The organism is Chryseotalea sp., assembly GCF_057350905.1.
Genome location: NZ_JBMRCF010000009.1, coordinates 22,683 through 35,495 on the forward strand (window position 1 = coordinate 22,683; position 12,813 = coordinate 35,495).

Annotated in this window: 9 protein-coding genes; 5 read left to right on the forward strand and 4 right to left on the reverse strand. The window is 41.9% G+C overall.

The features are described from left to right. Positions 1-25 precede the first annotated feature (25 nt). Positions 26-3,340: a TolB family protein gene (locus ACO1XM_RS12915; protein ID WP_486229598.1), complete on the reverse strand. Its 3,315-nt coding sequence runs from the start codon at positions 3,338-3,340 to the stop codon at positions 26-28. Next, positions 3,337-4,425, reverse strand: a complete 1,089-nt coding sequence (locus ACO1XM_RS12920; RefSeq protein WP_486229600.1) for an NAD(P)/FAD-dependent oxidoreductase — start codon at positions 4,423-4,425, stop codon at positions 3,337-3,339. Before ACO1XM_RS12920 ends, ACO1XM_RS12915 begins: the two co-directional genes overlap by 4 nt. Before the next feature lie 58 nt (positions 4,426-4,483). Between ACO1XM_RS12920 and ACO1XM_RS12925 the strand changes: the two genes are divergently transcribed. The 5 genes from ACO1XM_RS12925 to ACO1XM_RS12945 are packed head-to-tail and all read left to right on the forward strand — an operon-like array spanning position 4,484 to position 11,666. After that, positions 4,484-5,131, forward strand: coding sequence for an MBL fold metallo-hydrolase (locus ACO1XM_RS12925; RefSeq protein WP_486229603.1), 648 nt, complete (start codon positions 4,484-4,486; stop codon positions 5,129-5,131). After that, positions 5,128-5,820, forward strand: coding sequence for a CDP-diacylglycerol--serine O-phosphatidyltransferase (gene pssA / locus ACO1XM_RS12930; RefSeq protein WP_486229605.1), 693 nt, complete (start codon positions 5,128-5,130; stop codon positions 5,818-5,820). Before ACO1XM_RS12925 ends, pssA begins: the two co-directional genes overlap by 4 nt. Positions 5,821-5,836: 16 nt before the next feature. Further along, entirely contained in the window at positions 5,837-9,205 is a 3,369-nt protein-coding gene (porU, locus tag ACO1XM_RS12935; protein ID WP_486229607.1) for a type IX secretion system sortase PorU, read from the forward strand. Between the two features lie 28 nt (positions 9,206-9,233). Next, positions 9,234-10,406 carry a type IX secretion system outer membrane channel protein PorV gene (gene porV, locus ACO1XM_RS12940; RefSeq protein WP_486229609.1) on the forward strand — a complete coding sequence of 391 codons (1,173 nt, stop codon included), beginning with the start codon at positions 9,234-9,236 and terminating at the stop codon, positions 10,404-10,406. Positions 10,407-10,409: 3 nt separating this feature from the next. Further along, positions 10,410-11,666 (forward strand): M16 family metallopeptidase, encoded by a 1,257-nt coding sequence (locus tag ACO1XM_RS12945; protein ID WP_486229612.1) that lies wholly within the window; start codon positions 10,410-10,412, stop codon positions 11,664-11,666. Positions 11,667-11,709: 43 nt separating this feature from the next. Here ACO1XM_RS12945 and ACO1XM_RS12950 read toward each other — a convergent pair whose 3' ends face one another. Further along, on the reverse strand, positions 11,710-12,027 hold the full coding sequence (locus tag ACO1XM_RS12950) for a DUF6787 family protein (protein ID WP_486229614.1): 318 nt from the start codon (positions 12,025-12,027) through the stop codon (positions 11,710-11,712). Then, positions 12,024-12,695: an RluA family pseudouridine synthase gene (locus ACO1XM_RS12955; protein WP_486229616.1), complete on the reverse strand. Its 672-nt coding sequence runs from the start codon at positions 12,693-12,695 to the stop codon at positions 12,024-12,026. The genes ACO1XM_RS12950 and ACO1XM_RS12955 overlap by 4 nt, the downstream gene beginning before the upstream one ends. Positions 12,696-12,813 lie beyond the last annotated feature (118 nt).

Here is a 12,813-nt window from a genome sequence, read left to right on the forward strand (position 1 = left end):
AATGAACAACTATGATAGTGTATGCTTAAAAATCGTAACCAAGCGTTATAAACAGCCTGGGATCCTGACGTTCGAAGTTCTCCACCGGCCAGGCAAAGTCAAACTTCATGTAATACCCCAGAATAACAGAACGCATACCAAAACCGTAGCTGTACAGCCATGGATTCAGGTAATTCTTGATTTCAATCTCAAATGGCGGCTGTTTGATTACTTCGTAACTAACACTATTGCCTGATGAGAAAGGAGCTTCTCCTGACCAGCTGGTACCAATGTCATAGAAGGCTGTAAGTTGCAGGTTTCTGAAGAAGTTAGAGGCAACGGGTCCATCGCTTAGCGCGCGCACCAATGGTACACGCAGTTCTGCATTTGCCAACAGCACAGTGTTGCCAAACAAGGTGGCATAATTAAATCCGCGCAAACTGGTGGCATATTCGACAAAAAGCAATTCCTGATTCTGCCCCTGTGCGCCTAAAGGATTTACCTGCCCTGTTGCGCTGCTGCCTCCGGTGCGTGAGCGATTAAACGCCCAATTGTCCATACCACCTAATAAGTATTGCTTGGGTGCATTACCAAAGAAGCTCCCACCAAATCCGCGAACAGCCAAAACAATCTCTTTATAAAGTTTTTGGTAATGTCTTACATCAGCCGATATCTGACTAAAGCTGAGCTGACTGTTGCCAAAATTTTCGTGGTGTGTAAAAGTAATTTTACCTCTTGAGCCCTCAATAAGATTTGAGCCAGTCATAATAGAATTATCATAAATTAATTCTGACTTCACACCACCATAGTAGACATTCAACGGAGCAGCTGTTGGTGAATTTTGACCTAGGCCACTAGGGCCAATATTAACAGACCGCGCCAGGGTTGCAAAAGGTTTTACTGTAAAACGTGTTCTATCGTTTAACGGCAATGAGGCACCGAACTCCAGCTTATTTAAAGAGTAGTTGTAGTTATCAGGTGTGCTGTTATCAATGGAGGGTGGTGTTTCCCAATAGATAACCTTTCTGTCAAATCGGGCACTGAAATCTATGTAAAATGGTAAGTATTGAAATTCCCCAAAGACATCACCACTTTTAAAATCGAAAGATTGCATCACACCACCATAGATGCGATAGTTCTCCAGCATATCGTTCATTTGTGTTTCCAGTTGTATGCCCAATCCACGCAAAGGATCAATCACTAGCGAGGTTACAAGATTGCTTGCACTGAATTTAGGGTCGTAGGGGAATGGGCCGGTAACGCGTTCACGTTCACGTGCACGTGCATAACGACTTAAGAAACTTTCTGTAGTAGTTGGTTCTTTTTTTATCACTTCATCTTCGAAAGTGTAGTCATCTGTGTTGAGGGGCTTTTCTTTTACAACAACAGGCGTGGTGTCTTTAGCTAACACGGGATTTTTATCCAGGTTTACGCTAATACTGTCTGTTTTAGCCGACAATGAATCATTTACATCCACAACAATACTGGTTGTATCACTTGAGGCTGCTTTGAGACGGGCGTTCAGTAATTCCTTTACGCTCATGTTTTTGTTCTCAGTAGCTACCTTTCTTTCGCGAATGGTGCGTGCCTGCAGTAATTCTTTTCTTCTGGTAGAAGGTGTGAAAACTTGTCGGTTAAAATCAAAAGCCTTATCGACATAGATGTTTTGCTCAAGACTTTTGCTGGTAACAAAAGCAAGTGTTCTGTTTTCAATGTTTAAATCATAGTTAATAATGCTTGAACTATAATTTGATATTTGCGAATAGATACCCGTTGTTCTATCGAACTTGAATAAATTAATGATACCTCTTTGATCGCTCAGGTAATAGAAAACGTTACTGTTCAGTGCTTGCGGAGCAAAATCTTTACTTAAGGTATTAGTAATGCGCGTTAAATTATTTCTTGTACTGTCAAGATCGTACATGAATAAATTATATTGATTGGTAAGTTGAGACAAAGGCACTTTTCTTCCGGTTTGCAAGGAATCATCAGGCCTGTTGGAAGAAAAAACGATGCGGTTAGTTCCGGGAATAAAAGACGGATCAAGGTCATCAAAAGTATCGTTGGTGAGTCTGCGTGTTCTGTCACGTCTGGTGCTAAGCAGGTAAAGGTCGTTCTTGCCTTCAAAGTCTGCACTCATAATCGCAAGTCTTCCGTTGGCGGAGAAGCTAATGCTTCGGATGTTATTAAACTTATCGAGCTGGCGTGGCAGCTTAGATTGTGTGGTGAGATCATATAGCCAGAACCAATACTCTCCCTGCTTCACACCGATAACACCAAGTGTGTTGGCATCAGACCAGCCGATCAGTGGAACAGTGTAATCCACCCGTTGACCAATTACCTGAGTGCCACCGCGCAAAATATTTTTCTCCTTACCATTTTCTAATGATTTTACGGTAATTGAAAACCTGCCCCTGTCATTCTCTGCATAGGCCACATGTCGGCCATCCGGACTAACTTTCACAGATGTGTAATAGACAGTGCGTTGTGGTTGTTTGGTAAACTGATTGTTTTTTGGAGCGACTACATACGAGTTGTTGGCCTGATCTGCCATTTTTTTATAATAAGCCTCCCACTCATTCATGAGTCTTTTGTAACTAATACCTAAAGTGATCAGCAGACTTTTTTCTTCGTTGCGCGTTACCCTGGTATAATTAAGAATATTATGTACACTGCTTTTGCCATATTTTTCGGCAATAAAATTCCAGAAAGATTGTCCGGCAAGCGCGGCCTCTTTACCTGATAGTTTAGTGAAGCGTTGTGCCTTTTTGGTTTGTACAAGATCGCGTACAAAATCATCCATCTCAGCATTCCAGCCCTTGGCAACATAATGAATGGCACCCTGAACAAACCATTCGGGCAGGTTTAGTAAAAGAGCGTTCTGAAAGATGTCTTTCAAATTGCCACCGTACATCATTTCGTTAATTAACAACTCCGATGTTTTGAAGAGCAGTTCTTCTTTGAATTCCTGAGCAGTACCTGTATAAGCAACCTCGATATAAGGCTTAATAAACTCTGTTTCACCCCCAACTTTAAGGGCAGTATGGTTCAGGCCCACATTGCTCTGACGCAAATCGGTAAGGGAGTTGTATAAAAAAACTTTGGTTTTAAAGTAAGGAGGGAAGCCGATCAGATCCGTAATGCGATCAAACTCTGATTCCAGAAAGGTGAGTGCCTCCGTGGCGTTGCCCTTGCGAAGATCGTAATAGTAAATGTCAAAATTCTCACCGCTAATGTATTGCCAATCGAAAGGGCGATACTGAAAGCGATTTTTACCAAAACTTTCGCGCGATTGCTGGGCAAAAGCACTGCCCAGCGCCAACAATAAAAAGAAACCTAGGAGTAAAAAACGTTTTTTCATCTCTTGTGTACAGCCTTCCAATATAAAGAATAATAACGACTTACGTCCACCACATCGTATATCTCAGAACGTATTCCCTTAACTAAAAATTCAGTCAATAGCCTGGCTACAAATGGTGCCAGACTTACCCCTTTTGTGCCCAGTCCGTTGCATACCATAACCTTGTTATACTCAGGATGTTCACCGATTATGGGCCTTCTGTCTGGAGTAGTGGGTCTATAGCCCCATTCCTGATTTACCACAAGGTAGGGGAGAGATACAATTTCCTTAAATTTTTCCTTTAATTCTTCCAGCCCTTTGGTGGTGGTGGCTGGCGATAAATCCCGGGTTTCATAGGTTGCACCGAGTTTGAAAATACCTTTTGCTAAAGGCACCCCGTAAACGCCACGGTTAATAATTACTTTGTCAGGAAGAGGCGTTTGTACCGTTAATGTTTCTCCTTTTAAGGGGCGTATAGGCAGCCAGTTGAAATATGGATTTTGTAAGGCATGCGTGCCCTCGCAAAAAATTATCTTCTCTGACACATATTGCTCATAATTGATTGAATCTGCTGTAATACTTAGCCTATCAAAATCCAGCGAGGTCTCCAGAAATTGTTGTTTCTGACTAAAATAATTCCGGATGGCATCCATGAAAGTATTGGTATCCAGAAAGCCTGTCTGCCTGAGTAAAAGGCCTCCGAAAGGATCTTTAACGCCCTGCCATGCTGCACTTTTTGTATAGATTTTTTCTATAAAAACGGACCAGTCGGGTGATGCACTTCTCCCCATCCATTCATTTTGTTCTTCTATGGAAAGAAATGGTCTGTAAATAGGCATGGGATGAAAGAATTGTTTCCCGCTTACGCTTTCTGCCGAAGTATAAAAGTTATGCAATTGATTAAAAATCTCCTCTGCTTTCCATGTTTTAGAAAGCACCTTGCCGGTGATAGGATTAAACAACCCGGCAGCAACAATGGAGGAATGATTATGCTTGTTGCCAATAAGCATTACACGCTTACCCTGCTGATCTAGCATAAAAGCCAGCACACTTCCGGCCAAACCGCTACCAACAATTAAATAATCAACAATCTTTTTTTCGCTCACCTTGCAAAATAGCTTTATTGTTAACTCTTCTGCAATGCCTAACTTGCGGTCATCAATTATGCTGAAACTTCAACGATTTACTTTCAACGATTTAGCAGAGAACACCTGCGTTCTTTACGATGCTAACGGACTATGCCTCATCATCGATCCGGGTTGTTATTACAAAGAGGAACAAGAAGAACTCGTCAATTTTATTCAGACAGAGAAGCTTAAGGTATTACAGGTATTAAACACGCATTGTCACATAGATCATGTGCTGGGTAACTATTTCGCAACAAGCACTTTCAAAGCACCCCTTTTTATTCCGGCTGGAGAAGAGGCAGTACTGAAAGCTGTGAAAGCATATGCACCCAATTATGGATTTCAACAATACCAGGAGGCAGAACCGACTGGGTATTTGACAGAAACCACTTACTTAAGTTTAGGCGGAGAGATGATTCAGATTTTGTCAGTACCCGGACACTCCCCTGCACATGTTGCTTTCTATATTGCCAAGCAGGCTATTCTTATTGGAGGCGATGTGCTTTTCAGAGAAAGTATTGGCCGAACAGATTTGCCCGGTGGCAACTTCGATACTTTGATCAAAAGTATACATACCAAACTGTTTACTTTACCCGATAATGTTACGGTTTATCCAGGCCATGGCTCGGAAACAACCATAGGATACGAAAAAACGCACAACCCTTTTTGTGCCATTGCAAAATGAAGTTATTAAAGCATATTCCTAATTCACTTACCTGTCTTAACCTGCTTTGCGGCTGTGTGGGTATTGTGTTTGTTCTTGAGGGCTATCCAGTGCCGGCAGCTTATTTTGTATGGGCAGCCTGTGTTTTTGATTTTTTTGATGGTTTTGCCGCCCGTTGGTTAAAAGCGAGTTCACCTATTGGCAAGGAATTGGATTCATTGGCGGATATGGTAAGTTTTGGTGTATTACCCTCTGTGATGATGTATAGCTGGTTAAACAGTCAGAGTGATCATGCCTACCTCCCATTCATAGCCTTTACCATTGCTATTTTTTCAGCACTTCGCCTGGCTAAATTTAATATTGATGAGCGTCAGACTACCTCCTTTATTGGTTTGCCAACACCAGCCAATGCCTTGTTTTTAACAGCACTGCCTTTTTTACCCGAAAATATACTGGCATTTACTCAACAGCCATGGGTGCTTATTATTATCATTCTTATTTTTTCATTGTTATTGGTGGCAGAAATTGAGCTTTTTGCCCTGAAGTTCAAAAATTTTGCCTGGCAAGGCAACGAGTTGCGCTTTGCCTTTTTAGGTCTGGCGCTTCTTTTAATTGTGTTTTTAAACAAATCTTCTTTGCCAGTAATTATACTATTATATGTGCTGCTTTCGTTAGCAGCTAGTTGGGGTCTTGTTGGAAAAAAAGTATAACCTAAGTCTATAGCCATTGCTTAACCTAAAATCAATAGTGTTTTGTGCAGCTTTTACCGCTTTTTGTGGGTGGGTAAATCCTTTGTTGGCACAATCCTCAGTATTGAGTGAAGGCACATGGCTTAAAATTCCCGTTTCCAAAACAGGGGTTTATAAAATCACCTATGCTCAACTCAAAAGTGCAGGTGTAGATATTGACAAAGTTGATCCGAGAACAATTAAATTATATTCAAACCCTGGCGGCATGTTGCCCCAGTCTAATGCAATTGAAAGACCCAACGATCTTTTAGAATCCGCTATTGCAGTACAGGGTGAAAGCGATGGTGTATTCAATAATTCAGACCTGGTTCTGTTTTATGCTCAAGGGGCAGATCAGCGTTACTACAATCAAACCAAACAAATTTTTTATTATGAGCACAACCTCTATGCCGATAAAAATTATGCATTCCTGACCTTTGGCGGCCAGCCGGGCAAAAGAATACAACAAGCAGAAAGCCCGGAAGCCACCGTTGATGTTACAGAATACCAGGATGTGGTTCATCATGAATTAACCAATACCAATATTTTAAAATCTGGCAGAGAGTGGTTTGGGGAGCGATTTGAGAACAATGTGGAGCAAACCGTAAGCCTAAACATAGAAGGTATTGTTGCAGGAAGCACGATAAAACTTGTTTCGGATGTGGTAGCTTATTCGCTGGCAGGATCTACTTTTGCCATAAAAATAAATGATCAGGAAGTGGGCACGCAGTTAATTGATGCCGTGCCCAATTCGCAATATGGTTTAAAAGCCAGACACAAGCGAGATACTTTCTTATTGAATGCCAATAGCCATGGCGTTGCAGACCGCACGTCACAACGATTTACCTATCGCTTTACCAGAAATGGCAGTGCCAGTGCCTATGGTCATCTGGATTTTTTCAATATACATTTTACGCGCAAGCTGGCTGTGTATAACGATCAGACCTCCTTTCGTGCTGCGCAAAGCCTGAATCAAAGCACTTCACGTTTTGTGCTTGAAAAAAGTAACAACAATACACAAGTATGGGATGTAACAGCACCTGCTTCTATTGCAGCTTATGCTGTTCAGCTTGCAGGAAATACAGCAAGTTTTACCGCCCACACCACTACACTTCGCGAGTTTTTTGCTTTTAATCAGCCACTAAATGCAGAAACACCTGTTCGTATTCAAAACCAAAACCTACACGGCAGTGCAGCACTTCATCTGCTGATTGTAACTGATGATGAATTGAAAAACGAAGCATTGCGTCTGGCTGCACACCGTACTGCCCACTCAGGCATAGCGGTTGAAGTGGCAACCGTTAATCAGATATACAACGAGTTTTCGGGAGGCAGACCTGATGTAAGTGCCATACGCGATTATGCCAGGCTGCTGAAGGATAGATATCCGCAAACATTTAAAAGTCTTTTACTTTTTGGAAAAGGCACATATGATTACAAAAATATTTTACCTAATAACACAAACCGCGTGTTCACCTACACTTCACGCAACTCGGTAAGCCCCCTTGAAACATATTCATCTGATGATTTTTATGGTTTACTGGAAACACATGAAGGTGAGTGGCGTGAATGTTTCTCATGCAACGAAACACTGGATATTGCAGTAGGTCGCTTACCCATCAAGGAGGCCATACAGGCAAAATATATTGTCGATAAAATTATTGATTACGAAACAAAACCGGATGCCCGGGGAAGTTGGCAGAGCCGAATTGCTTTTGTTGCAGATGATGGTGACTTTAATGTGCACCAGGCACAAGCTGATTTACTGGCAGCCCAGGCGGAGGATATCAATAATTCTGTATTCAATGCCGAAAAAATATACATCGACAACTACGCTCAGATTTCTCGCCCTGCCGGACAAATTGCACCTGATGCCGGGATAGCTATTGAAAATATTTTTGATAAAGGCGCCCTAATTATTAATTACACGGGGCATGGAAATGAATACCAGTGGGCACAAGAAAAAGTTTTTGATGAATTAATGATTCTCGAGTTAAGGAATGAGCAATTACCATTTTTAGTAACGGCCACCTGTGAATTTGGTCGACATGATGATGTACAGGTTCGGTCTGCGGCAGAAGTTATTCTCTTACGCGAAAAGTATGGTGTTATTGGTCTTGTTACAACAGCACGCCCGGTTAATTCCAGCACCAACTTTGACTTGAACAAAGCTTTTTATGAAGCCTTTCTCCAGCGGGAAAACGGAAACTTCAGAACATTGGGGGAAATTTTCAAGGACACAAAAAACAATTCAACCAGTGGGGTGTCGAACAGAAATTTTTCTTTACTCGGAGATCCGTCAATGCACCTTGCCTTGCCGCAATCATCTATAAAAATTGAATCGATAACAACGGATCAGGCAGTACCTACACTGCAAGCATTATCTCATGTAACAGTAAAGGGATATGTGGAAGGTGCACCGGGGCAGGCCGATGAAAACTTTACAGGAATTGTAGAAGCGGCCGTTTACGATAAGGCTGCTTCACTACGAACTCTGGGTGATGAGAATCCACCTTTCAATTACAAGCAATGGTCTTCTTTGCTTTTTAAGGGCCAGGCTCGTGTTGAGGCTGGATTATTCGAATTCAGTTTTATTGTACCCAAAAATATTGCCTATGCCCTGGGTGAGGGAAGGATAAGTTTGTTTGCCAAAGCGGAGAACAGAACTGCGGCTGGCCTTGCTACTATGCCGGTGGGGGGATCGGCTGCCATTTCGGCCAACGATGAACAAGCTCCACAGCTTACTGCATTTATGAATGACACCACCTTTGTGAATGGTGGCATTGTTTCTACGGATAGTCGCCTGGTTGTAAGGATACGTGATGAGAGCGGTATTACTATTTCAAATTATGGTATTGGCAATGACTTAGTGGCCGTGCTGGATGATGAAGCTATTTATGAATTAGGCGATTATTTTTTGGCTGACGTAAATGATTTCACAAAGGGCACAGTAGTTTTTCCGCTACGCGATATAAAGCCCGGTAAACATCGACTTAAGGTCATGGCTTGGGACACCTACAATAATCCGGGTGAGGCTACAGTTGACTTTGTGGTGAGTGACGGCAATAACATGGTTATCGAAGCATTTGGAAATTACCCCAACCCCTTTTCCATAGAGAGCACCTTGTTTTTTACCCATAATACAGCCGGTGAGGATGTATCTGCACAAATTGTGATATACAGCCCACAGGGAGATCAAATTTTCAGCGAGACTTTTCTTACTGAAAATAGTGCCTTCCGGGTAGACCTTGCCACTTTAAAGCGCAATGATTTAAAGGCTGGTGTATATATTGCCAGACTGTTTTTACGTTCTGAAACAAGTGGCCGACAGGCAAGTGCCCAAGCCAAGCTTATTATATTGAATTGATTATCTTTGAGTTTAGAACCCATTTCTAATGAAATATCTAATTGCTGCAATCTCCGTTTTTTCATTTGCAGGTTCAGTTTTAGCGCAAACGGTTACCGGCTCTTCCGGCCCGAATGTAATTACAACGTCTGCGCCCTTTCTGACGATCACGCCTGATGCACGCCATGCCGGTTTAGGTGAAGCGGGGGTAGCCTCATCAGCAGATGCCAACGCAGCCTATTGGAATCCGGGTAAACTGGTTCATATTAAAAGCGCCTATGGCGGTTCCCTGTCTTATACACCGTGGTTAGGCAAAATTGTAAACGATATGGATATCATTTACCTGTCCGGATTTTACAAGCTTGGCTTTGAGGAGGTGATTGCTGTATCCATGAAATATTTTAACATGGGGGAGGTTTTTTTCAGAGATGCTAATAACCAATCGCTGGGTGATTACAATCCACGTGATGTAGCTATTGATGCTACCTATTCTCGTCTTTTATCAGAAAATTTTAGTGTGGGTCTTACGGGCAGATATATTTACTCCAACCTTACAGGTCAGTTTCAGAGCACAACTTTTGATGCCAAACCCGGCCAAAGTGTAGCTGTGGATGCAGGCGTTTATTATACCAAAGCATTACAAAGCGCTAAACTTTCTCAGCTTTCCCTAGGTGCTGTGATCTCCAACATAGGTGCTAAAATCTCCTATTCAGATGCGAATAACACCAACTTCCTTCCGGTTAATCTTCGAATAGGTTCGGCTTTTAAAACAGAACTTGATCCATTTAACTCCATTACTTTTCTGCTTGATTTCAACAAACTAATGGTGCCCACTCCTCCTATTCGCGATCAACAAGGCAATATTATTGCAGGCAGAGATGACGACAGAGCTTTACTCAGTGGCATGTTTGGATCTTTCTCGGATGCACCCGATGGCTTTGGTGAAGAAATGAAAGAGATCACAACATCAGTAGGTATTGAGTATTGGTATAACGCAGTATTTGCCGGACGTCTGGGTTACTTCCATGAAAGCGAAGACAAGGGCAACAGAAAATATCTAACCGTTGGTCTGGGTTTTCGCAAAAATAATTTTGGTTTGGATGTGGCTTATCTTGCACCTACTAATGGCCGCGAGAATGCCTTGGCGGAAACTATTCGTTTTACTTTAATGCTACAGATGCCGGAAGTTCAGTCTGCGCTGAATGAGTCGGTAACTGACTAAAACATGCTCGACAGAACCCAAGCACCTCCCTTTAAAAAAAATACTGTTTTAACACTGCTTACACCACAGCAATACAAATCTGCTCAGGGAACAAGCCTGTTTGTGCTTAGCGGTGGAACACAAGAAGTAGTTCGTGTTGAGTTGATTGCCAAAGCAGGAAAATGGTACGAAATATCTTCTGGCACTGCCCACTTTACCGCAGGTCAATTGGATAAAGGCACAAAAACTAAAAGCAGTTTTCAGCTGGCTTCTTTATTTGATGCGTATGGTGCTCACCTTGATGTAAGTGCCGGTAATGATTTTTTTTCCATCACTATATATTCACTCAGCAGAAATTTAAAAGAAGTATTGGCTGTAGTTGAAGAGATGATCCATGAAGCGATTTTTCCAGAGCAGGAATTATTGCTTTCAAAGAATATTTCACTTCAAAACCTGAAAGTTAACGAAGAGAAAACCAGCTACCTGGCGGGTAAGTATTTTCGTAAAGCCATTTTTGGTGAACATCCCTATGGAAAAGAATTGGATGCACAGGCCATTGGGCAGGTAGAAAGAGAACAACTGACTGCTTACCTGAAAAACTTTCTTTTCAACTTTCAAATTATCGCCTCAGGCAACATAAATGACAAAACGCTTCAGGTGCTGAAAGCATTTGCTGAACAACTACCGTTTGGAGAAACAAAAGAAAAGGAAGCGTCTTTCGTACTGCCAGGTGCTGTAACTGACTATCGGATTAAAGAAGGAAGTGTTCAGAGCACCATTCGCTACGGCAGGCGCATCATCAACCGCCAGCATCCTGACTTTTTTGATCTCTTGTTTACCACCCATTTACTAGGCGGCTATTTTGGTTCGCGTCTGATGAAAAATATTCGTGAAGAGAAAGGATTGACTTATGGAATCTATTCATCAGTACAACCGCTCTTGCGCGAATCATACTTTATTATTGGTGCAGATGTAAACCGTGAGAATCGTGAGCTCACCATGGTGGAGATCAAAAAAGAATTAGAAAAACTCGCACAAGAACCTGTGAGTAGTCCTGAACTTGAAACGGCACGCAATCATTTTATCGGATCACTTCAGTCAGAAGTTACCACAGCCTTTGCACATGGTGATAAGTTTAAAACCATTTTGCTCAATGCTTTACCTGGCGATTATTACCAACAGATGATTAATCGTGTAAATGCTATACAGGCTGAAGATGTACAGCGCTGCGCAGATCATTATTTTAAAACAGAAAGCTTTACAGAAGTGACTGTGGGCTAAAATAATTCAATTTCCGATTCAACACTACTATGGTGCCACGGGCTTAGTTTTTCTTCCGTGAGAATAAATTTACGATGCGTGAGAAGAATCGTTTTTCAAATGCCCAGAAAAATTCAAACTGACCAAATATAAAACCGTAGATCAGCAAGATGACATTGTATAAAGGCAGTATTAAAATATAGTAAAGCACCGTTGCATGTGTGCTACTACCGGCTTCTCCGGCAAAAAAATGCAAAATTGGTTTTTTGATAAAAAGCACTGTAAATCCAGTACAAGCAAATACAAGAAGCACCACCAATACTTGCCAGGCGCTTTTTAGCTGCCAACGCTCTTTCAACTTTTCAGTCCAGGGTTTACTCATACTTTATTCCAATATTCTTCTTCAGGCAAGGGTGCCTCAAATTCGATTAAATCTTTTTTAACGGGATGAATGAAGGACAGTTTTCTGGCGTGTAAATTAATGGATGCATCCTCATTAGCCATAGGATAGCCATATTTAACATCTCCTCTGATAACGCAACCCATACTGGCTAACTGCACCCTTATTTGATGTGGCCTACCTGTTACCGGATTTACTTCCAATAAATAATGATCAGCCACTGGTTTTATAAGGCGATAACTGAGCTCAGAAAGCAGTGCTCCCGGAGTTTCTTTGCTAAAAGCCGTTGTTTTATTCTTGCGTTCGTCTTTTTGAAGCCAGTGAATGAGGGTGTCCTCGATTTGCCTGGGTTTGTTCTTCACAATTGCCCAATAGGTTTTTTTGGTTTGCCTGGACCGGAAAAGCTCATTCATACGCTCCAAAGCCTTGCTGGTTCTGGCCAATACCACAATACCACTTACCGGGCGGTCTAATCGGTGCACAACCCCCAAAAATACAGCCCCTGGTTTGTCATACTTTTTTGCGATATAATCCTTACAAAGTTCTACCAAAGGCCGGTCGCCTGTTGCATCCCCTTGAACCAGTATACCAGCCGCCTTATTCACCACCAATAAATGATTGTCTTCAAATAATACTGTAAAGGCTTTCACACGTTTGCTTAAGGTGGAAAATGGTATTTTGCTATCTTTGCGGCACCTTTGCGGATTCGTAAAAAACGCTGGGCTAAAAATAGACACTGAGCACAAGAAAATTCAAAATCAATAAAAC